This is a genomic window from Pleurocapsa sp. PCC 7327, from assembly GCF_000317025.1.
GTDB lineage: Bacteria > Cyanobacteriota > Cyanobacteriia > Cyanobacteriales > Microcystaceae > Hydrococcus.
In genome coordinates this window covers 3,357,035-3,378,664 of record NC_019689.1, presented here as the reverse complement: position 1 = coordinate 3,378,664, position 21,630 = coordinate 3,357,035, and the positions used below count along the sequence as shown (strand labels likewise).

The 21,630-nt window shown below is 48.1% G+C and carries 15 protein-coding genes and 2 pseudogenes; 11 read left to right on the top strand and 6 right to left on the bottom strand.

The annotated features are described in order from the left end of the window. Nucleotides 1-27: 27 nt before the first annotated feature. A complete protein-coding gene (locus PLE7327_RS15065) occupies nt 28-603 on the bottom strand; it encodes a YbhB/YbcL family Raf kinase inhibitor-like protein (protein WP_015144672.1) in 576 nt (191 codons plus the stop codon). Nucleotides 604-1,040: 437 nt separating this feature from the next. Between PLE7327_RS15065 and PLE7327_RS15060 the strand changes: the two genes are divergently transcribed. Continuing rightward, complete coding sequence (locus PLE7327_RS15060) at nt 1,041-2,567, top strand: sensor histidine kinase KdpD (RefSeq protein ID WP_015144671.1); 1,527 nt, start codon at nt 1,041-1,043, stop codon at nt 2,565-2,567. Between the two features lie 216 nt (nt 2,568-2,783). After that, nucleotides 2,784-3,086: a hypothetical protein gene (locus PLE7327_RS15055; protein WP_015144670.1), complete on the top strand. Its 303-nt coding sequence runs from the start codon at nt 2,784-2,786 to the stop codon at nt 3,084-3,086. Between the two features lie 10 nt (nt 3,087-3,096). Here PLE7327_RS15055 and bioD read toward each other — a convergent pair whose 3' ends face one another. After that, nucleotides 3,097-3,777, bottom strand: a complete 681-nt coding sequence (bioD, locus tag PLE7327_RS15050) for a dethiobiotin synthase (protein WP_015144669.1) — start codon at nt 3,775-3,777, stop codon at nt 3,097-3,099. A 267-nt stretch (nt 3,778-4,044) separates the two neighbouring features. On the opposite strand from bioD, the gene PLE7327_RS15045 reads away from it, so the two are divergent. Continuing rightward, complete coding sequence (locus PLE7327_RS15045) at nt 4,045-5,037, top strand: ribose-phosphate pyrophosphokinase (protein ID WP_015144668.1); 993 nt, start codon at nt 4,045-4,047, stop codon at nt 5,035-5,037. Between the two features lie 81 nt (nt 5,038-5,118). On the opposite strand, the gene lepB is transcribed toward PLE7327_RS15045, so the two are convergent. Next, entirely contained in the window at nt 5,119-5,718 is a 600-nt protein-coding gene (gene lepB / locus PLE7327_RS15040; protein WP_015144667.1) for a signal peptidase I, read from the bottom strand. A gap of 148 nt (nt 5,719-5,866) precedes the next feature. On the opposite strand from lepB, the gene PLE7327_RS15035 reads away from it, so the two are divergent. Both PLE7327_RS15035 and PLE7327_RS15030 read left to right on the top strand, forming a co-directional pair. Further along, entirely contained in the window at nt 5,867-7,174 is a 1,308-nt protein-coding gene (locus PLE7327_RS15035) for a dihydroorotase (protein WP_015144666.1), read from the top strand. 260 nt (nt 7,175-7,434) lie between these two features. Next, nucleotides 7,435-8,430 (top strand): L-lactate dehydrogenase, encoded by a 996-nt coding sequence (locus tag PLE7327_RS15030; protein WP_041392193.1) that lies wholly within the window; start codon nt 7,435-7,437, stop codon nt 8,428-8,430. Nucleotides 8,431-8,549: 119 nt separating this feature from the next. On the opposite strand, the pseudogene PLE7327_RS15025 reads toward PLE7327_RS15030, so the two are convergent. After that, a pseudogene (locus PLE7327_RS15025) lies at nt 8,550-9,777 on the bottom strand (RNA-guided endonuclease InsQ/TnpB family protein). A gap of 149 nt (nt 9,778-9,926) precedes the next feature. On the opposite strand from PLE7327_RS15025, the gene PLE7327_RS15020 reads away from it, so the two are divergent. After that, nucleotides 9,927-11,039 (top strand): calcium/sodium antiporter, encoded by a 1,113-nt coding sequence (locus tag PLE7327_RS15020; RefSeq protein ID WP_041392192.1) that lies wholly within the window; start codon nt 9,927-9,929, stop codon nt 11,037-11,039. Nucleotides 11,040-11,065: 26 nt separating this feature from the next. On the opposite strand, the gene PLE7327_RS15015 is transcribed toward PLE7327_RS15020, so the two are convergent. Continuing rightward, the gene (locus PLE7327_RS15015) at nt 11,066-12,046 is read right to left on the bottom strand and encodes an aldo/keto reductase (protein ID WP_015144663.1); all 981 of its coding nucleotides are present in this window, start codon (nt 12,044-12,046) and stop codon (nt 11,066-11,068) included. 254 nt (nt 12,047-12,300) lie between these two features. Between PLE7327_RS15015 and PLE7327_RS15010 the strand changes: the two genes are divergently transcribed. From PLE7327_RS15010 to PLE7327_RS14990, 5 genes are all read left to right on the top strand, one after another. Further along, the gene (locus PLE7327_RS15010) at nt 12,301-13,341 is read left to right on the top strand and encodes a fatty acid desaturase (RefSeq protein WP_015144662.1); all 1,041 of its coding nucleotides are present in this window, start codon (nt 12,301-12,303) and stop codon (nt 13,339-13,341) included. A 224-nt stretch (nt 13,342-13,565) separates the two neighbouring features. Further along, nucleotides 13,566-14,540, top strand: a complete 975-nt coding sequence (locus PLE7327_RS15005) for an alpha/beta hydrolase (RefSeq protein WP_015144661.1) — start codon at nt 13,566-13,568, stop codon at nt 14,538-14,540. Nucleotides 14,541-14,975: 435 nt separating this feature from the next. Continuing rightward, a complete protein-coding gene (locus PLE7327_RS15000; protein WP_015144660.1) occupies nt 14,976-17,252 on the top strand; it encodes a long-chain fatty acid--CoA ligase in 2,277 nt (758 codons plus the stop codon). A 166-nt stretch (nt 17,253-17,418) separates the two neighbouring features. Beyond that, entirely contained in the window at nt 17,419-19,821 is a 2,403-nt protein-coding gene (locus PLE7327_RS14995; protein WP_015144659.1) for a 3-hydroxyacyl-CoA dehydrogenase/enoyl-CoA hydratase family protein, read from the top strand. Between the two features lie 210 nt (nt 19,822-20,031). Further along, nucleotides 20,032-21,216 (top strand): acetyl-CoA C-acyltransferase, encoded by a 1,185-nt coding sequence (locus tag PLE7327_RS14990; protein ID WP_015144658.1) that lies wholly within the window; start codon nt 20,032-20,034, stop codon nt 21,214-21,216. A gap of 13 nt (nt 21,217-21,229) precedes the next feature. On the opposite strand, the pseudogene PLE7327_RS23550 reads toward PLE7327_RS14990, so the two are convergent. Then, nucleotides 21,230-21,475: pseudogene (locus PLE7327_RS23550) on the bottom strand (four helix bundle protein); the annotation flags it as partial. Between the last annotated feature and the right edge of the window lie 155 nt (nt 21,476-21,630).

Sequence of the window (21,630 nt, the reverse complement as noted above, 5' to 3'; positions counted from 1 at the left end):
GTTAAGTACAATGTATGACAGCTTATTTCATTTTCTGCGATAATGCCCGATGAATTCGGCTTGAGCGAGAATATGCCCTTTCATAGCAGCTTCTAGTTGAGCTTTTGTCGCCCCTGGTTTGAGGTCTAACATTGTATCTAGGGCATAGAGTTTAAAGAAATAGCGGTGTGTTCCTCGCGGCGGGCAAGGTCCCCCATAGGCAATTTTGCCGAAGTCATTTTTCCCCTGAAGTCCGCCATTGGAAAGTGAATTGCCTGCGGGAATCTTTTCGGGCAAGGAGCGAGTTTCGGGAGGCAAATTGTAAACAACCCAGTGAACCCAGGTTTTCATCGGTGCGTCGGGATCGTCGCAAATCAGCGCCAGGCTTTTAGTTGCAGCTGGCGGATCGTTCCAATTCAAAGGCGGCGAGATATCCTCGCCGTCGCAGGTGTACCGAGATGGTATTAGCTCGTTGTGGATAAAAGCTGTACTTTCTAGTTTCATCGTTCCAGTAGAGGTAGAGAAAGAATTCTGTTGTTTGGGCGCAGATCCGCAAGCTACTAAGGAAAGTCCCAGCCAGCTGGAGAATCTAACGCCCAGGCGTAAGCAAGCTCTGCGATTCATCGTTGCCCTCGATCGCTGTTATTCTATATGTAATTACGAGATTAACAACTATTCGATCCCCCTACGCCCTTAGAGGACATTCCAAAAGTTTATTTTGTCATTCCCAGTGCAGTAGAACGTAACGAAGAATCTCTGTTTGGAGTTAGTATGCTAAATGGATTTTCTACTGGACGGGCGGGTTTTTAACAGTAACTGTGGGTAAATATCTCACGTTTTTAGCTCGACCCGCCCCTACTAACAATCCCCAATGACAAAGGACTTTTGACCAATGACCAATGACAGCTAACGACTAACCATCTCCAATCCCCAATCACTCGACACAAAGAACGGGGATTGCGAATAAATCGTTCGGTTCTACTGATGCGGACGAATGAAAAAGGCAGTTACTATCGTAGGTGAGAAAAAGAATTCGGTAAATTGCTGCTTGTAGGAAGTCAATGGTCGTGCAACAGGGATTATGGCGAAAACTCAGTGATGTTTTCAATAGCCAAGAAGCGGCTAATTTAGAAGTTCGTGCACCTCAGAGCGAGCTAGACGCGATTTATCCCTATTCGAGCGAGCAGATAGCCAGAGCAAAGCTGAAAGCGCAAAAGGAATGGTTTGGAGCGATCGCGGCACTACAACAGTTATTATTATCTTCGATCGATGCTTCGCAAACAGATTTACAAGGCTCGATCTTATCCGCTCCCGCGCCCGTTTTAAGCTATGTAGATCTGATTTCTCGCTTTCAGACCGGAATTTTTATGCCACAAGCGCTCAAGACTCTGGCGCTAATGCCCTGTCAGCAATCTGTTGCCCAACAAATTCTACAACATGACATTACAGGCGCGATCGCGGAACTGCCCCTCTTGCCAAACGATCCCATCGCCAGCGAGCAGTTTTGTTTGGCATTGACTTCCAAGTTTGGGTTGCTGATGGTTTTGGGAGAGGACGCTACGGGACTCCCTACCTTTCAATTTTCGTTTGAACCAGAAACAATCGAACGGGCATGGTCGCTCTTGCGATCGCGCTTGTATCTTGCCAAGTACCATCAATTACAGCAACTCGATCGCACTTTCGAGAAATTCAGACCGCCAACGCCCGATTATCGTCTCGTTACAAATTTTAGCCATCTGCTGCTCAAGCATTTACCCGAACTACCAACCCTAGAGACGAAAAAAACTCGCGCGATCGAGACAGTTAGCGAGAAAAACGGAAACATTTTCCCGTTCGCCAATCGGCGAGCCAAACAGCAGTCTCAACAGCTCGATGAAGCTTGTGCAACTGATTCTCCAGACATCGAATTGCTGCAAGCACTTACCCATGAGATTCGCACTCCCCTGACGACCATTCGCACGATGACGCGATTGCTCCTCAAGCGTTCTAGCGAATTATCGCCGGAAATAGTCAAGCGCTTGGAAACTATCGACCAGGAATGTACCGAGCAAATCAACCGTATGGAGCTAATTTTCCGAGCGGCAGAATTTAAAACCTCTCCCGTGCGAGAAAAACAAGTTCAGCTCGTTCCTATCTCCCTCGAACAAGTCTTTCAACGCAGTATTCCCCTTTGGCAAAAACAAGCACAACGACGTAGTGTCGAACTCGATGTGGTTGTACCGAAAAAACTGCCGCAGGTAGTTAGCGATCCGGCTATGCTAGACCAAGTACTAACTGGATTGATGGAAAAATTTATCCGCAGTTTGCCCACGGGAGGACAAATCCAAGTTCGAGTGACGACGGCGGGGAATCAACTAAAACTGCAATTTTATACTCAGTCCGTCTACCAAGATAATGCCCTTAAAGCGTTGGGTCAGTTGCTGATGTTTCAACCAGAAACGGGCAGTTTGAGTCTAAGTTTGGACGTTACTAAAAACCTTTTCAATGCCTTGGGCGGCAAACTGATCGTGCGCCAACGACCCCAACAGGGAGAGGTTCTGACTATTTTCTTGCCCTTGGGAGGCGAGCGATCTAAAGGCAGAATCTAGAGTGTCACTCATAGGTATAGCGAGCGGTGCGTTAGCTTTTGGACAATGCCCTGGCGGATTTACCATTTTGCAAGCGATCGCGCGCGATTGTCTCTGTATTTATGGTTAAACTGTGCCAAGCTTCAAAAATAACGGACATAACACGCTTTATTAAAAGTCACCACTTAAGTTAAAGTATGGAAGCTAGTAACCTTTTGTAACAAAACTGAAAAGATTATGAGTAAGGTAGATAAGCAGCTTCCACTTGCTCCTCTCAATTGCGAACGATTGGCGATACAAATGTTTCCTCTGGGCATGTCGCCAGAAGAATATGCGGCGCGATATGCCGCAGATTGGTATTGCTTTTCTTTCAATCGCTACTGCTATCGCGACCCCGAGTTGAATAGATGGATTCAGCGATTGGGAGAAATCTTCTCGACACCAGCCTTATTGGCTCAATGTCAAGAGGAAATGCTAACTTCTGAAGAATTAGTAAAAGTCAGACAGCGCTTGGTAGAAAACTTTTATAAGGAAATTTAAGTGGCAATTGCTACCAAGGCAAAAATTTCTCCAGGGCTAAATTCGATGCAACTAGAGCCAGCTTTTCCAGATCGTTGCGATCGCTCAGATAGGGCAAAACGCCTAAAACGGGAATGCAGGTCAAAGATTCAAGCAACTCGATCGGCGTCCAATCGGCTAATTGTTGTTCGGTACGGGGTTGGACACAATTGAGGACAATGCCTTTGAGATCGATTTGGTACTGGCGGGCAAGAGCAACATTAGCTACGGTTTGGGCGATCGCGCCTAATTTAACCGGCGCGACCAAAACGACGCTCAAACGCCATTCCCCAGCTAGATCTGCTACCGTTAGTTCGTGAGTCACTGGAGAACCTAGCCCGCCTAAAGCTTCGACTAAGACGAAATCTTGCTGTTGCCCTAATCGCCTAAATTCTTGCCAAACTTGTCCTAAGTCGATGTCGCGACCTTCTCGTTCTGCCGCTATAGGAGGAGCGACTGGAGTTTGAAAACACAGAGGGGCGGCGATTTCTAGCGATGGACTGCTGCCAAACAGTTCTTGGTAAAACTCCCGATCGCCAATGCCTGTCTGGATGAGCTTCATCAGTCCCAGACTTTTATTCGGTTTGTAGATCTGCCAGTAAGCTGCTAAAGATGAGGTTAAGACTGTTTTGCCCACCTCGGTATCCGTTCCTACAACCAGTAATGCTTTCATCAAAGGGTTATTGATGTCGGTTAGAATTTTAAGTTTAATGTTTATTTTTTCAGATTTGATGGGAACTTTACCAATAGGCAAGCAATCCCTTGGGTTTGTCAGCTCATTCCCATCTCCAGAAAATCAAAAAAAGCTAAATAGATTGAACATTTATGTCGGAATTTAAAGAATAGATTGGCTATGATTGAGAGTGGGAAAAATTTGTCTCAGAAATCCTAAAAACCTGAGATGATAAGAATGCCATAAGTTGAGGGAAAAGAATCCGCCGTGAGCTATACTGCCACTTTGCTCTTTTCGCCGACATCACAGCCTGCGTCGGACAATAACCGCCTGCGTTTATTTTCTGGTTCGGCTAACGTTCCTCTCGCCCAAGAAGTAGCTCGTTACTTGGGCATGGACGTAGGACCAATGGTTCGCAAGCGGTTTGCGGATGGGGAGCTATACATTCAGATCCAAGAATCGATCCGAGGCTGCGATGTCTATCTAATTCAGCCCTGCTGTAAACCCGTTAACGATAACCTCATGGAATTACTGATCGCGATCGATGCCTGTCGTCGAGCCTCGGCACGGCAGATTACTGCCGTAATTCCTTATTATTGTTATGCTAGAGCGGATCGCAAAACAGCGGGGCGAGAGGCTATTACTGCCAAATTAGTTGCTAATTTAATTACTGAAGCTGGTGCCGATCGCGTTTTAGCGATGGATTTACATTCAGCCCAAATTCAGGGGTATTTTGATATTCCTCTCGATCACGTCTATGGTTCTCCGGTATTAATCGATTATTTAGTCAGTAAAAATCTCTCAGATCTCGTAGTCGTTTCGCCAGATGTCGGCGGCGTTACCAGGGCCAGGGCATTTGCCAAAAAATTAGACGATGCCCCCCTTGCCATCATCGACAAACGCCGTCAGGCACACAACGTTGCAGAGGTCGTCAATTTAATCGGCGACGTTAAGGGAAAAACCGCTGTTTTAGTAGACGACATGATTGACACGGCAGGTACTATCTCAGAAGGAGCGCGATTGCTGCGCCAAGAGGGAGCCAGACAAGTTTACGCTTGTGCGACTCACGCAGTTTTCTCCGAACCGGCTATCTCGCGCCTCTCTAGCGGATTATTTGAAGAAGTAATAGTTACCAATACTATTCCTGTTCCAGAAAATCAGCGGTTCGATCAGTTAACCGTGCTTTCTGTAGCGGAGCTTCTTGGGGAAGCCATTTGGCGCATTCACGAAGATAGTTCGGTCAGTAGTATGTTCCGGTAGTTATTGGTTAGTAGTTAATGGTTAGTCGTTAGGAGGATTTCCTCTCAGCAACTAGCCACTAACGATTGATTAACAATTTCTCTATTTCCCTTCCAACGAATAAATTGGTTCTGGATCGATTCCTCCAAGACGGTTGAAGGGCCAAAAACGCACGACTGCCCGCCCGATAATATTTTCTTTCGGCACGAATCCCCAGTAGTGAGAATCGTAACTATTGTTGCGATTGTCGCCCAAGACAAGATACTGACCCGGCGGGACTTTTCTCGGACCGTAATTATACTTAGGCTTCTCTGCAATATAGTTCTCTGCTAAAGGCCTATCGTTGACATAAACTCGTCCATTTCTGACTGCCACTGTTTCCCCCGGAAGACCGATTACCCGTTTGATAAAAGCCTCATTGAAGTGTTGCTCTTTAAGCTTTTCTGTTGGCGAAAAAACCACTACATCTCCTCGTTCTGGTTCCCTAAAATGATAGCTAATCTTTTCGATAATCAAACGATCGTTAATTTCTAAGGTGGGTTCCATAGAAGAAGAGGGAATATAGCGCGCTTCGGCGACAAAAGTCCGAATTCCAAAGGCTAAAAAGGCTGCGGTAATAATGGTTTTGGCGATCTCTAGCCAGGGATTTTCCGGATGGGTTTGAGCGGTTTTCTTCGGCTCTTGGTTGAGGCTTTCTGTCATAGTGTTTTGATGGCCAGCAAGTAAATAAAAACGATCGAGTAGAATGAGTGGCGACAAGATTTGTATTTTAGTTTAGCGATCTCCCTGTCAGCAGGAACTTTAAAGTATCATTGATTTTTTGGAACTCATACGCTTGGATGGCTCGCTTATGTTACTAATTCGTCAGTCCCGAATTCTTTTGCCTAACGGCGAGTTTTTTATAGGAGACGTTCTAACTCAGGCTGGCAAAATTGTCCAGATCGCATCGGAAATTCCCGATACCGATGTTAGTACCATCATAGACGCAACGGGGTTAACTTTGTTGCCCGGAGCGATTGACCCCCAAGTCCATTTTCGAGAACCTGGATTAGAGCATAAAGAAGATCTGCATACGGCAAGTCGCGCCTGTGCTAGAGGGGGCGTTACCTCTTTTCTGGAGATGCCCAATACTCGCCCCTTGACAACTACCCAGGCAGCTTTGGACGATAAGCTGCAACGAGCTGCCCAGAAATGCTTGGTCAATTATGGCTTTTTTATTGGGGCAACCCCGGAAAATTTGCCGGATTTGCTAGAAGCAAAACCAGCGTGCGGCATCAAAATTTTTATGGGTTCCATGCACGGTCCTTTGTTAGTCAGTCGGGAAGAAGAATTAGAACCGATCTTTGCTAAAGGCAAGCGTTTGATTGCCGTTCATGCCGAAGACCAAGCAAGAATTGACGCTCGCCGCCAGGAATTTGCCGGAATTACCGATCCAGCCGTCCATTCTCAGATTCAGGACGAACAAGCAGCCCTCAACGCGACGAAATTAGCCCTCAAACTGTCTAAAAAATATCAGCGTCGCTTACATATTCTGCACTTATCGACTGGGATAGAAGCCGAATTTCTCAGGCAGGATAAACCGAGTTGGGTGACGGCAGAAGTAACGCCGCAGCATTTACTACTCAATACAGAGGCCTACGAAAAGTTGGGAACGCTGGCGCAAATGAATCCTCCGCTGCGATCGCCCGAAAATAACGATATCCTTTGGAAAGCTTTGCTAGATGGCGTTATCGACTTGATCGCCACCGACCACGCGCCCCATACCCTGGAAGAGAAAGCCAAAGGCTATCCCAATACGCCGTCAGGAATGCCAGGGGTCGAGACTTCATTGCCCTTGATGCTAACACAGGCAATGCAGGGATGCTGCACCGTCGCCCAAGTCGCCAATTGGATGTCAACGGCAGTCGCTAAAGCTTATAAAATTCCCAATAAAGGCGCGATCGCACCGGGATACGATGCCGATTTAGTCTTAGTCGATTTGGAGACTTATCGTCCCGTCCTGCGGGAAGAGTTGCAAACTAAATGCGGTTGGAGTCCCTTTGAAGGCTGGAATTTAACTGGCTGGCCCGTCGTTACGATTGTTGGGGGTCAAGTAGTTTACGAACGGGGGAAATTTTATCCCAACGTGCGAGGGAAGGCGTTGCGTTTTGAGGAGTAACCGAGATGATTTTGAATGAAGGTTTGTCTCTCAGGCACAGCGATCGGCAAAATTTATAGGCGATCGAACGAGTCGATCGGAGGGGTACCGAGTGGACGCGTCGGTTGCTAAGTATGTACTTTTAATTATCGCTCCAACGCGATCGCAGTCTCATTATGACTGCCGAAGGATGTTTAAACCGAGTATTCTTTCTAACAATAAATTCATTGAAGATTGCTAATCCGCGATCGTTATTGTTCTCTCTAACACAAAGACTTTATATGTTTGAACAAATTTTTATTTCTAACCCCGATGCAGAAAAGCCCGCACCGATTCGTCCTCGCAAAGGAGTTATCATCGGTGCGGGTCAAGTGGGAATGGCTTGCGCCTATTCGATGCTGATCCAAAACTGTTTTGACGAACTGATCTTGCAAGATATTGCCAAAGAACGGGTCGAGGGAGAAGTCATGGATTTGATGCACGGGATGTCTTTTATTTCCCCTACCTTTTTGAAAGCAGGAACGGTTGCTGATGCAGGGCAAGATGCAGATATTGTAATTATCACTGCCGGAGCTGCGCAAAAACCAGGACAAAGCCGTCTCGACCTGGTAGAACGCAATGTTGCTATCTTCAAAAACATTTTGGATGACGTGGCACGATACTGTCCCAACGCCATCTTGCTAATCGTCACCAATCCAGTCGATATCATGACCTGGGTTACCCAAAAACTCACTGGATTTCCCAGTTCGCGGGTAATGGGTTCGGGAACGGTGTTGGATACGGCGCGTTTTCGTTCTCTACTGGCAGCGAAACTGGATATCGATCCTCGCAGCATCCACGCTTATATCATCGGGGAACACGGCGATAGCGAAGTTCCCGTCTGGAGTACCGTCAACGTCGCTGGGATGAAACTTCTCCCAAGCGACTGGGAAAGTCTTTCTATCGACGAGCAAAAAGAATTATGCGCTATCTTCGATCGCGTCAAGAATGCCGCCTATGAAATTATTCAGCGAAAAGGTTATACTTCCTACGCGATCGGTTTAGCTGTTACCGATATCGTCAAAGCGATTTTGCGCTCTCAAGAACGCATCTTGACGGTCAGTACTCTAGTACGAGGACTGTACGGCATCGACGATATTTGCCTGAGTTTGCCAACCGTTGTCAATGAAAAAGGAGCGATCAAAAGGGTCAAGTTAGCTTTGAGCAAGACAGAAGAAACGCAACTGCAAAATTCGGCTAAAGTTTTGCACGAAGTTCTCGCCAAACTCGATCTTTAAAAAATGGACAATACCTAATAAAAATCATTGATAAGAAGGACAACCCATAACCGTAAAATAAATTCTTGACATCCTCTCACCGCTAACCCGAGGCGGGTGTAGCGGGAGATTCCCAAAACTCACGAATTGGGTTTCTGTTTCCTTCCCTTACGGGTTTTCCGCAACTGCCACGGGGCTTTCAAGGTCTGCCGTCGTACGGCAGACACAGCCCCTCCTTTAAGACTTATGCCTATCAGGTTTTACGTTCGCTCCACAGACTGCAACGGTGTGTCCCACCGCCAAAATATTTCGACTGGCGTTGATATCCCGGTCGTGGTGTGTTCCGCAGTTGGGACAGTCCCACTCCCTGACATTCAACGGCAATTTTTCAACAATATGCCCGCAGCTACCACAGCGTTTAGAACCGGGAAACCAACGGTCTATCTTCACCAAGTCTCGACCGTACCATTTGGCTTTATATTCCAGTTGACGAACCATCTCACCCCATACAGCATCACTAATAGCACGGGCAAGTTTGGGATTTTTGACCATGTTTTTAACTGCCAAATTCTCAACTACTATCGTTTGGTTCTCACGAATCAGTCGAGTTGTCAGTTTGTGCAAATGGTCAAGTCTGGAATCAGAAATCTTAGCTTGAAGACGAGCAACTTTGAGCCTTGCTTTATCTCGGTTGCGAGAGCCTTTTTGCTTACGACTCAAAGACTTTTGCGCTTTCCGCTGATAGTGCTTGTCAAATGCTTTGGGATTAGCAATCTTCTCACCTGCGCTCAGGGTAAGGAAGCTACTCACCCCAACATCCAGCCCCACAGCACTATCAACTGGCTGCATGGTTTGGTCGATGGGATCGTTAATCCGCAAGCTAACAAACCAGCGTCCAGAAGGTTCAAGTCTAACCGTGATGGTTGTGGGTTCACATCCAGATGGAAGTTGTCTAGACCATTTAATCGCCAACGGTTCGGAACACTTAGCCAAGTAGACTTGTCCCTCTTTCCACCTAAAAGCCGACTTAGTAAATTCTGCACTGCCACCGCTACGCTTCTTTTTAAAGTTGGGGTATCTTGCCCTACCAGCAAAGAAGTTACTAAAAGCAGTTTGCAGATGCCTCAATCCTTGTTGCAGTGGTACACAACTCACCTCATTCAAAAACTGGAGGGCATCAAGTTTTTTCTACTGGGTCAATATGGCACTTGTTTGAACGTAATCAACTCGTTCTTGCCTCTCATACCAAGCCTCGGTTCTCGCAGCCAAGGCTTTGTTAAAAACCAACCGCACACAACCAATTGTCCGTCGCAATATTTGTTCTTGCTCGGCAGTTGGCTCCATTCTGTAGCGGTAGGCTTTTTCCATGCTTCACCTTTTACCACATTTTTTGTAAACAACTTAATGGAGGCGGCGTTTCCTGAGTGGCTGTCTGCCGAGGAAACCTCGGCAGTTTATACGCCACGTCTCATCACCAACCCTTACGGGTGTGGTGGGAGTCTCCACGCCGAAATTATATGAACTTTCTTACCTTTGTTTTACTGGTAGCGGGACTAGCGCTGTTAGTCGTTGGCGCAGAATTATTAGTGAAGGGGTCTTCTCGCCTAGCTGCCATGGTTGGGATTTCCCCCTTAGTCATCGGATTAACTATCGTTGCTTACGGCACTAGCTCGCCCGAAATGGCGGTGAGCATCATTTCTAGTTTGAACGGTAAAGCAGATATTGCTTTGGGTAACGTGGTTGGGAGCAATATTTTTAATGCCCTATTTATTCTTGGCATATCTGCCCTAATCGCGCCGCTAACCGTCGCTTTGCAACTCGTTCGTTTGGACGTGCCGATTATGATTGGCGTATCTACCCTAACGCTAATATTTGGAGCCGATGGCAAGATTAGCAGAGTAGACGGCATTATTCTCTTCATCGGCGGCGTACTTTATACTATTTTCCTAATTTATCAAAGCCGCAAGGAACGCGATCGCGAAGTTCAAGAAGAGTTTGCTCAGGAATACGGTCAATCGATCCGTTCTTCGGTAAAAGCAGGGTTAGTCAATCTAGCGCTCATTGCAATCGGTTTGGGACTGTTGGTACTGGGTTCAAACTGGCTAGTGGAGAGTGCAATTACTATTGCTAAGGTATTGAACGTCAGCAACCTAATTATCGGACTGACGATTGTAGCTGCTGGAACTTCTCTTCCAGAACTGGCTACCTCTGCTATTGCCAGTTTCCGAGGCGAGCGAGATATTGCCGTCGGCAACGTCGTTGGCAGCAATATTTTTAACATTCTAGCCGTGCTGGGCTTGTCCGCCACCGTCTCGTCAGATGGCATTAACGTTTCTAATGCCGCTCTAAGGTTCGATATTCCGGTGATGATCGCCGTGGCTATTGTTTGCTTGCCCATTTTCTTTACGGGTTACCGAATTGGTCGAAGAGAAGGCTTGTTGCTTCTCGGCTACTACATCGCCTACGCTGTTTATCTGTTTTTGAATCAGACCAGAAATGAAAGCTTGCCCATTTTCAGCAAAGCGCTAGTCTTCGTCGTAATTCCGTTAACGATTTTGAGTTTAGCGTTCTCGACCTCACAAGCCCTACATCGGCAGCGAGAGCGTAAAAGCAAAAGAGGCGGAACTTAAATCGTGTTTCTGGTATAAGTAAGCGTTCATTTAGTCTGAAAAATATTTTGTACCATCTTTTTGCCTGTATTTATAGCAGCGCGATCCAACTCTGCAATCTCATTAGCGTCTAGTTGCCAACCCAAAGCACCAAGATTTTCCTTTGCCTGTTCGACGGTTTTTGCACCAGGGATGGGAATAGTTCCTTTACAGATACACCAATTGATGGCAATCTGCGACAGGGTCTTGTTTCGCGATCGCGCGATCGCTTGCAAACACGACAAAAGCGGTTGAATTCCCGGCAAAAGCTGCCGAAACAGCAACCCTCGGATCCCTTTTGGAAACGAACCCTTCTGAGAATATTTTCCTGTCAATAATCCCAAAGCTAAAGGACTGTAGGCGATTAGTTTGATTCCTAGTTCGTCGCAAACCTCCTTTAGACCTAGTTGGGTAACGGGATAGGTAGAGAGGAGCGAGTATTGAACTTGCAGGGTGGAAATGGGAACGCCGCGATCGCTAAACTTTTTATACGCCCATCTCAGTCTTTTCGGTCCGTAATTGGATAAACCTACTCCCTTGACCAGTCCTTGCTCGTAGAGAGCGGCGAGACCATCCAAGAGCGCTCCCTCCTGCCATGGCGCATAATTGGCTGTAGACCAATGCATCTGCACCAAATCTACGTTTCTGCCCAGACGCTTGGCGGAAGACTTACAAGCCGACACCATCGATTGGCGCGTCAATCTCCAAGGATAAGCGGCAAGCTTGGTGGCAATGCAAATATTTTCTTTGCCGGCACCGAGATATTCCTTGGCAAAGCGTCCTAGCAATAACTCGCTTCTCCCATTTAATTTCCCAGTCCCATAAGAATCGCCCGTATCGAATAAAGTCACGCTGTTGCTCGCACAAAGGTTAAAGACAGCTTGCAATTGCTCGTCCATGCTTTCATCGTATCCCCAGAGCAAGCGATTGCCCCATGCCCAAGTTCCGCAGCCCATGGTTGGGAGGAAAAGTTTTTGGCTTGCGTACATCTTGACTCGTTGTAGTTCCTTTACTAGAAAACCATTTTAATGCGAGGAGAAGTCAAGAACGAATAATATGACTTCTCTTGTCGTGTTATAACTGTAAAGGTTTTTTAAGCTTTCTAAGCTTAAAGACCCAAACAGCATTCACGCAAGCGCGCAGCAAAAATCCCTGCTAAGTGCCTCAGTGAACTTGGCAGGGATTTTTACGAGGGTTTGTGCGATCGACACGCTTATTTTCCTATGGAGATTTCGTCTACTTCATGAGTGCAACGACAGAAAAATTTGCTAAGGCGTCGATTCCTTCAGTCAATGCCGACATTCAACTGAAAGACATCATTAAGACTCTACCGCGAGAGTGTTTTCAAAAAGATCGCCGTAAAGCTTGGTCATTCCTTTTTATCAATGTTTTAGCCGTTAGTCTCGGTTACGTTGGCATTGCCACCCTACCTTGGTTTCTCTTACCTCTCGCTTGGATTTTTACGGGAACGGCTTTGACAGGATTCTTTGTACTCGCCCATGATTGCGGACATCGCTCCTTTGCAAAACGTCGTTGGGTCAACGATTGGGTTGGGCACATTATGACGCTGCCGCTGATATACCCATTTCACTGCTGGCGCATCCTGCACGATCGCCATCACCTTCATACCAATAAGTTATTGATAGATAACGCATGGGATCCTTGGACGCTAGAGGATTATACCCAGACGAACCCCTTCGTGCGAGGATTTTACCAAGCCTTGCGCGGACGCTTTTGGTGGCTAGGTTCGATCGCGCATTGGGCAGTGCTGCATTTCGACTTATCCCAATTCTCAGAACGCGATCGCGCCAAAGTCAAAGTGTCGATCGCATCTGTCGTCATCTTTGCTGCTGTCTTCTTCCCTACTCTAATCGCGATGACTGGCATCTGGGGCTTCGTCAAGTTTTGGCTGCTGCCTTGGTTGGTATATCACTTCTGGATGAGCACTTTTACATTAGTCCATCACACAGCACCCAACATTCAGTTTCGTCCTGCTGAAACCTGGAGTGCCGCAGAAGCTCAATTAGCCGGAACCGTTCACTGTACCTATCCCCGTTGGGTGGAATTTCTGTGTCATGATATCAACGTACACGTGCCACATCATATCTGCGTTGCCATTCCCTCCTATAATTTGCGAATGGCTCACGAGAGTTTAAAACAAAACTGGGGCAGCCACATTCAAGAAAGCAAGTTTTCTTGGGCACTAATGAAGGAAATAGGCGATCGCTGTCATCTCTATCACCCCGAAAAAGCCTATCAGTCCTTTAAGGATATCCAGAGATAGCGATCTGACGGAGCGATCGCAGGGATTTGCGCGATCGCTCTCGTTATACAATCCCGCTATAAGTTGAATAGAATTTAGAATTAAAGATATGTCTGCGATCGCGGCTGTGCTTCTCAACTTGGCATTGAATAGCCTCATCAACTCTTCGGAAATGCGATCGACTAGAAATCTCGGCGTGGGTGCTCAGAGTGCAGCAATGGAGAAGCTATTAGGGATAAATTGAGATGAAACACATCAAAGGAACTTTTCAAGGCGCTGGAGGACTGAGCCTCTATTACCAAAGCTGGTTTCCCCAGAATCGAGCTAAAGCCATTGTGGCTATCGTACACGGACTTGGCTCCCACAGCGGACTATTCGACGATGCGGCGCGGTATTTAATTGGGAAGGGTTACGGGGTCTACGCTTTCGATCTGCGCGGTCATGGACGGTCGCCCGGACAGCGAGGTCATATCAATCGCTGGGCTGAGTTTCGAGAAGATTTGAGCGCTTTTTTGCAGCTGATTCGAGAACGAGAACCGGACTGTCCTCGTTTTCTGTGGGGACATAGTTTAGGCGGCGCGATCGCGCTAGACTATGCCTTACGATTTCCAGAGGGCTTACAAGGGATCGTTGTCACGGCACCAGCAATAGGAAAAGTGGGAGTCTCGCCGATAAAAATGGCGATTGGACGGCTGCTTTCGAAAGTCTATCCGCGCTTCAGCCTGAAACTAGGCATCGATCGCGATGCGAGTTCTCGCGACCCGAACGCAGTCTCTGCCTATGCCCAAGACCCTCTTCGACACGAATACGGCAGTGCCCGACTCGCCACAGAATTTTTGCAGACCGTCAATTGGATACAAAGTCACGGCTCGGATTTGCGCCTTCCTTTACTCATGCTCCACGGCAGCGCAGACCGAGTGACGCATCCAGATAGCAGTTGGGCTTTCTGCATGCAAGTGACTTTCCCAGATAAAGAATGTTACGAATTGCCAGGCAGCTATCACGATCTCCACATCGATATCAACCATCATGAAGTATTTGCAGATTTGGGAGAATGGCTAGAGCGGCATTTGCCGGGAGCTACCAATCATCAGCCGCTAGCCCTTTGTGTCTCAAAATTGCCTAGCAATCGAAGTTTTCAGCCCTCCTGGGAACAAGAAACGGTCGAGAAAAAAAAATTCTTTCTTATTCCTTCTTTCTTATTGCTTCGCCGATTGTAAAGCAACTCGATACAATCTTGGCGATCTTCTCAATTGATAAGCTACAGTAAGATTACGTACAAATTTACTGATATGACAAATCGCTTAGCATGGCAGTGCTGGAGCCTTAAAAACCTTTTATTCTGCCCTTAATAGATACCAAATTAAAAGGAGAAACTGAAATTGCACTGGACTTGAGTAGCAAAAGTCGGTATTTAATAGCTGCTGAGTCCGATCTGTTACTTTTTTAGATGGTCTTCGATACCTTTCGAGCGACATAAAAACGAAATAATTCAATTCACAATAACAACTGAAAGACACGAGTTGCATTAAAAGTTTGAAATGGCTTTTAATGCGTCAATCCCGCTCTATTGAAAAGGCTTCGACTGCAAGCAAGGCTCAAATTTAAAGATAACCGTTAGCGAGGGGAAGAGTTTCAAGCTCTTCTAGTTTGAGATGTTGCGGTTTGATAAGACTTACAAAGCTCCCCCTAACTCTGGAAAGGCAATCTTGGGGAGAACTTTGCCTTCCTTGCTCGATGAGGGATGCGATCGCGCTCCTAACAATCGCGCCTTCAATCAATGGAGAGAAGCAGGGTGGGAGTCGCTCTCCAATCATGCCTTTCGGAGTGCAGCCGAAGAGGTAGCACTCGGTTTGTTAGAGTTGCCCCTGGAGAAGGGCGATCGCGTTGCTCTGTTAATGCACAGCGATGTTAACTTTTGTTTAGTTGATATGGGTTGCTTGCTGGCAAACCTAATCGACGTACCGATCGACCTCACTCAGACGATCGAAAACATAATTTTCATCATGCAGCACAGCGAGGCAAAAGCGCTCGTTATCTCCAACCTCGATTTGCTCAATCAAATCGTCCCTTACTTGTGGGATGCATCGACTCTTAAAATTGCCATCATTGCCGACGTTCCCACCAATTGGCAGCAAGTGCGCTCGCAACGGTTAAGCGATCGCAATGAAGCAACCCAGGAAACGAGCGACATCAAGGAAATCCCTGCCTCGGCATGTTTGGTGATTCCACAACTCCTCCATCACCCGCGAGTCGATCGCCCTTGTCCGGAATTTCCGCCATGCATCCAACTCCTTTCCTTAGAGGAGGTTCGTGCCAAAGGTCGGAATTGCGGTGGAGAAACCCACAGACAGCAACTGCGAGAATCGCTGGAAGCGAAAATGCTAGCCACCATCATCTATATTCCCGGCTCGACGGGACAACTTCAGGGCGTCATGCTGACCCATGAAAACCTTTCTGCAAGTTCGTTGGCTACTTTTACCAGTATTCCCGATTTGGCATTAGGGGCAAAAGAGGTTGCCCTTTCATTTTTGCCGCTAACGCACGTTTTTGCCCGTACCTTTGTCTACGGTCATATGAACTACGGGCACAGTATCTATTTCTCAAGCCCAAATCGGGTTATGAAGCATCTTATGGAAGTGCGACCGACGCTTTTTGCTACGGTGCCTCTGCTACTGGAGAAGGTTTACCACCATATTTTGGAAAGAGCAAGCAAACAATCAACGCGATCGGAAACTGTAGGCAAAAAAAAACGAGCAGCCAAGAGAAAATACAGTACAGCAGCCTTACAAAGGTGGCTGAGAGCAAGAAAAGCGACGAAACGGCATGTTGGGTGGTTGTTCTCTCGTTTTAGCGTCTTTAAGATCGAGCTGCAATTCCTCCAAAATGCCCCGATTCAAAATATCGTTAACTGGGCGTTAAATCTAGCAAAACAGTACGAGTTGGGACGACAACCTAAGGCACTGTATGCCTTACAGCTTAAAGTAGCCGATCGCCTCGTCTTCTCGAAATGGCGAGCCGTATTCGGAGGTCGTCTCAAATACTTGATTAGTGGAGGGGCAGCCTTGAAAGCCGGGATAGCTAACTTATTAGCAGCAGCCGGAATCGTCATCCTACAAGGCTATGGTTTGACCGAAACGAGTGGGGCAGTTGCCTGCAATCGAGGGCAATTCAACCGGGCAGGAACCGTGGGCGTGCCCTTGCCTGGGGTAGAATTCGCGATCGCAGAAGATAAAGAAATTCTCGTCAGGGGACCTTGCGTCATGCAAGGCTACTACAAAAACCCCGAAGCCACTCAAAAAGTCCTCGATGAGGATGGATGGTTGCATACAGGCGATTTAGGAGAATTTGGCGAAGACGGTTTTCTTAAGATTACTGGTCTTAAGAAAAGTCCCTTCAAACTCTCCACAGGCAAGTACGTGACCCCAGAACCGCTGGAGGGCAAGCTAGAGAAATCTCCTCTAGTCTCAAAGGCGATCGCGGTGGGTGCCGAACGAAAATTCTGCGCCATGCTGATTTTCCCCAATCTAGATGCCCTGCACGAGCAAGCGCAAGCGATCGGACTCAACTTGCCAACTGAAGCGCTTCTAAAGCATCCATGCATCCTTGCCCTCTACCAAGCCCTGGTAGACGAAGCCAATTGTCATCTGCCTTACTGGTCTATGGTTAAGCGCTTCAGTCTCGTCAACGCGACTTTAAACGTTGAGAACGAGATGCTGACACCAAGCGGAGAGGTTAGGCGTGCCAAAGTAGTCGAAGCATTTGCCAAGGAAATCGATGCCTTATATGAAGACGTTCGCGACGCGGGGACGCACAAACGCACCGACGCGGAACTCGAAAGCGTTAATGAAAACGATATTCCTGCGATTATGTGTCCGCCTGTTGCTCCCGTCACCTGCCCAGTCTATGCGCGATCGCTCAATCATTATTAAGGCAGAAGGTAGGGAGAACCGGGAGTGTGGGGAGTGTGGGAGGAAGTGGGAGGAAAAACCACTAACTACTAACTAATCCCCAATCCTTTCATCCGCCGTTCTCCTTGAAGAGGTTCAAGGAGCGTGCGGCGGCTTCGCCAAAATCCAAAATCGAGGTATCAGAATTATGTGGAAGCCATTCCGAACGGTTGCCGTTCTCGGTGCGGGCGTGATGGGAAGCCAAATCGCAGCTCACCTCGCCAATGCAGGTCTGACAGTTCATCTGCTCGATCTTGCCGCTGAGACGGGCAAGAAAAACGATTTGGTGGAAGCCTCCTTCAAAAAGGCTCTCAAATTATCTCCGCCGATTTTATTTACCGAAAAAACCGCCCGTCGCATTATTCTGGGCAATTTTGACGAACATTTTCATCGCCTTGCCGAGGTCGATTGGGCGATCGAAGCGGTAGTAGAAAATCTGGAAATCAAGCAGCAGTTGATGGAACGATTGGAGAGTGTCGTCCGCGAAGATACCGTCATTTCTACCAATACTAGCGGGTTGCCCATCGGCGCGATCGCCAACGGGCGATCGGATGCTTTCCGCAAACGATTCTTGGGCACGCACTTTTTCAATCCGCCTCGCTATCTCAAGCTACTCGAACTCATTCCCACACCCGATACCGATCCGCAGGTACTCCAACGAATGCAGTGGTTCGGGCGGCTGCACCTGGGGAAAGGGGTAGTAATGGCAAAAGATACCCCCAACTTTATCGCCAATCGCATCGGGATGTACGTGACGATGCAGGGGATACGAGCCTTGACAGAGGAAGGATATACCATTGAGGAAGTCGATACCTTGACGGGGACGATCGCGGGACGACCGAAGTCGGGAACGTTCCGGACGATAGATTTAGTGGGACTCGATACCCTAGTCTATGTCGCCAAGCATCTCTACCCCGCCATTCCCCACGATGAAAGTCGGGAGATCCTTCGCGTTCCCGAACTACTGGATAAACTTGTAAAAGCTAAGGCACTCGGCACAAAAACAGGTCAGGGCTTTTACAAAAAGCAAGGGAAAGAAATTCTTTCCCTCAATCGAGAAACTCTCACCTACGAGCCAGCAAAACCCCTGAATTTGGGCGATATCGATGCCATTGCTAAAATTCGCGATTTAGGCGATCGCCTGCGGGCACTCTATCGCGATCCGGGGCGTGCGGGTGCTTTCTTCCGTCGCTCCACCTTAGAAATGCTAGGCTATTGCGCTCGCCGCATTCCCGAAATTGCCAACAGTCCCGCCGAGATCGATCGCGCCATGCGCTGGGGATTTAATTGGGAACTCGGTCCCTTTGAAATCTGGGATGCTCTTGGGTTCGATGTCATCCTGGCAGATATGGAAGCCGCTGGAATCGTCGTGCCAGGATGGGTCGAAAAAATGCGCTACGAGGGGATAACGGGCTTTTACCGCACCGAAATCGGCAAGCACCAAGGCGCAGAGCGAGAAGTCTGTCGGGGAGAAGCCTGCTTCACCTCCGGAGTGGTTATGTCCGATCGCGGCCCTATTCTTTTAGAAACGCCTACAGATGAAATCCATTTGGGCGTTATTAAAGCCGACTCAAACCGCACCCTTTGGCAAAACCCAGAAGCAGCCTTGCTGGACTTGGGTGATGGGGTAGTCTTGTACGAGTTCCGCTCCAAAGGCAATACCGTGAGCCAAAAGGTAATAGAGGGATTAGCCGAAGTGCTCGATCTCCTCGAAACTAGGGAGTTTCGCGGCATGGTTATCGGCAACGGCAGTGCTAATTTCTCCGCTGGAGCCAATCTGGCAGAAATGGGAATGGCAGCGCAGTCGGGCAATTTCGACGCGATCGCGAATCTGCTCGTCAAGTTTCAAAACCTGATGCAGCGAATTCAATATTTCCCCAAACCCATCGTCGCTGCGGTGCAGGGACGGGCGCTCGGTGGCGGTTGCGAGGTAGTCATGGCATGTCCGCAGGTAGTAGCAGCGGCAGAAAGCTATATCGGATTGGTGGAACTCGGCGTAGGACTCATTCCTGCGGGTGGCGGCACCACGCGCATGACAATTTGGGCGGCACAACGAGCCGCGACGGACTCTCCCGGCGATATTGCGCCTTTCCTCAAACAAGTCTTTGAAACCATCGGCATGGCAAAGGTGTCCAATAGTGCCTACGAAGCGCAAGAGCTTGGCTTCCTTTCGCCCCAGGCAAGGATTGTCATGAATGGCGATCGCCTCTTATTTGTCGCCAAAGAAGAGGTGTTGCGTCTCGATCGCGAAGGCTATACGCCGCCCCCCGAACGCAAAGCCTTCATGGTGCTGGGTCGTCCTGCCAGGGCAATGCTAGAGCATGGCGCTTACATCTTACAACAGGGCGGCTTCATTAGCGAATACGATCGCTATCTCGCCAATCGCTTGGCTTATGTTATGACGGGTGGAGATTTGTCCGTTCCTTCTTTAGTAGATGAAAACTACCTGCTGCAATTAGAGCGGGAGGTGTTTGTGCCCCTTCTCAGTCAACCCAAAACCCAAGAGCGAATTGCTCACATGCTCGAGACTAAAAAACCTCTACGGAATTAGTAGGACGCGGAGAGGGGAGAGCGTGGTGAGTGTGGGGAGACAAGGGAGACTGGAAGACGGGGGGACGGCGAGAGTGGGGGATGGGGAGAAAACTAACTATTAACCAATAACCACTCACAATCCTCAATCCTTTCATCAAATGACCAATGACTAATGACTCATAACAAGTGACCAATCCCCAATCCAAAATTCAAAATCAAAGGACAAATTATGAAAGAAGCTTATATTGTCTGCAGCGTCAGGACTGCTATTGGAAAAGCACCGCGCGGGACGCTACGCAACGTTCGCCCGGACGATATGGGAGCAGTTGTTGTTAAAGAAGCGATCGCGCGAGTGAAAAATCTCGATCCGGTACGCATCGATGATGTCATCTTTGGCTGTGCCTTTCCCGAAGCAGAACAGGGATTCAATCTGGGACGGACGATCGCTCAGCGAGCAGGATTGCCCGATGCGGTGGCAGGCTTGACAATTAATCGCTTTTGTGCATCTGGACTGCAAGCAATTGCCATGGCAACTGGGGCGATTATGACCGGACAGGCAGAGGTAGTAGTGGCAGGGGGAACCGAATCGATGAGTTTGATTCCCATGGGAGGACACGATCTCTTGCCCAACCCAGATCTTCTGGCACAAAAGCCAGAGGTATACATGACCATGGGTCTCACAGCAGAAAATGTCGCGCGGCAATATCGGATTTCTCGCGAAGAACAAGATGCCTTTGCCCTGCGATCGCACCAACGCGCCTTGGACGCAATTGGGCAAGGTCGTTTTGCCGAGGAAATCGTCCCGGTTCCCGTAAAAGAAACGCACTACATCGATGGCAAACCGCAGTCGATGGAGAAAGTTTTTCAGGTGGATGAGGGTCCTCGTCCCGATACCAGTCTGGAAGCTTTGGCTAATTTGCAACCCGTGTTTCGCGTCGGCGGTACGGTGACGGCGGGCAACTCATCCCAAACTTCTGATGGTGCAGCGGCGACAGTCATCATGAGCGATCGCATGGTTAACGAACTCGGCGTGCAACCCTTGGGGCGATTGTTGGGGTATGTCGTTGCGGGCGTTCCGCCAGAGATTATGGGCATCGGACCGATAGAAGCGGTGCCGAAAGTCCTCAAGCAGGTAGGGCTGACGCTGGACGACATCGGTTTGATCGAATTGAATGAAGCCTTTGCCGTTCAATCTCTCGCTGTTATTCGCAAACTTGGTCTTAACGAAGATATTGTCAATGTTAATGGAGGTGCGATCGCGCTGGGTCATCCTTTGGGATGTACGGGTGCGAAACTGACAGCAACTTTATTGCATGAAATGAAGCGTCGCGGCATTCGCTACGGTCTGGTTACCATGTGCGTTGGTGGCGGCATGGGTGTAGCAGGGGTGATTGAGAATTTGTCATCTTCCTAAGTTCATCGTTTGGGCTGTGAGTTTCAGATGCCTCACTTTCAGCGTCATTGAGTTTACTAACAAATGCTGCTGGATATCTTCTTTTTCTCCAAGCTTCTGAAATATTTGCAGCTACAGAACGGGTAGAGCGGCGAATTTGGTCGCTTAGAGAATAGCGTTCTTCTATGGGAAAAGATTTGATTAGCTCAAAAATCGTCATGGCTGTATCGATCGCATTTTGCCAAACCCTTAACTCTTTAAACGAGCGAATATTTGCTATTGCTAAATCTCTTCACGCCGATCTACTCATTTCTTTTTAGTATTCTCTTCTCTCATTCTCATATCGCTTCTTTCTCTCTTGTGTGCGTCCTCGTCTTTCCGCATCGCCGCGTCCTTTAAGTTTGATGATTTTAGCAGGGATAAAACTATGATTTC

Bases quoted from the DNA above. Each gene is read 5' to 3' on its own strand.
- PLE7327_RS14995 (WP_015144659.1), top strand. From the start codon at position 17,419: ATGTGGAAGCCATTCCGAACGGTTGCCGTTCTCGGTGCGGGCGTGATG.
- PLE7327_RS15000 (WP_015144660.1), top strand. From the start codon at position 14,976: ATGTTGCGGTTTGATAAGACTTACAAAGCTCCCCCTAACTCTGGAAAG.
- PLE7327_RS15010 (WP_015144662.1), top strand. From the start codon at position 12,301: ATGAGTGCAACGACAGAAAAATTTGCTAAGGCGTCGATTCCTTCAGTC.
- PLE7327_RS15030 (WP_041392193.1), top strand. From the start codon at position 7,435: ATGTTTGAACAAATTTTTATTTCTAACCCCGATGCAGAAAAGCCCGCA.
- PLE7327_RS15035 (WP_015144666.1), top strand. From the start codon at position 5,867: ATGTTACTAATTCGTCAGTCCCGAATTCTTTTGCCTAACGGCGAGTTT.
- PLE7327_RS15020 (WP_041392192.1), top strand. From the start codon at position 9,927: ATGAACTTTCTTACCTTTGTTTTACTGGTAGCGGGACTAGCGCTGTTA.
- PLE7327_RS15060 (WP_015144671.1), top strand. From the start codon at position 1,041: ATGGTCGTGCAACAGGGATTATGGCGAAAACTCAGTGATGTTTTCAAT.
- PLE7327_RS15065 (WP_015144672.1), bottom strand. From the start codon at position 603: ATGAATCGCAGAGCTTGCTTACGCCTGGGCGTTAGATTCTCCAGCTGG.
- PLE7327_RS15055 (WP_015144670.1), top strand. From the start codon at position 2,784: ATGAGTAAGGTAGATAAGCAGCTTCCACTTGCTCCTCTCAATTGCGAA.
- bioD (WP_015144669.1), bottom strand. From the start codon at position 3,777: ATGAAAGCATTACTGGTTGTAGGAACGGATACCGAGGTGGGCAAAACA.
- PLE7327_RS15005 (WP_015144661.1), top strand. From the start codon at position 13,566: ATGAAACACATCAAAGGAACTTTTCAAGGCGCTGGAGGACTGAGCCTC.
- PLE7327_RS15015 (WP_015144663.1), bottom strand. From the start codon at position 12,046: ATGTACGCAAGCCAAAAACTTTTCCTCCCAACCATGGGCTGCGGAACT.
- PLE7327_RS14990 (WP_015144658.1), top strand. From the start codon at position 20,032: ATGAAAGAAGCTTATATTGTCTGCAGCGTCAGGACTGCTATTGGAAAA.
- lepB (WP_015144667.1), bottom strand. From the start codon at position 5,718: ATGACAGAAAGCCTCAACCAAGAGCCGAAGAAAACCGCTCAAACCCAT.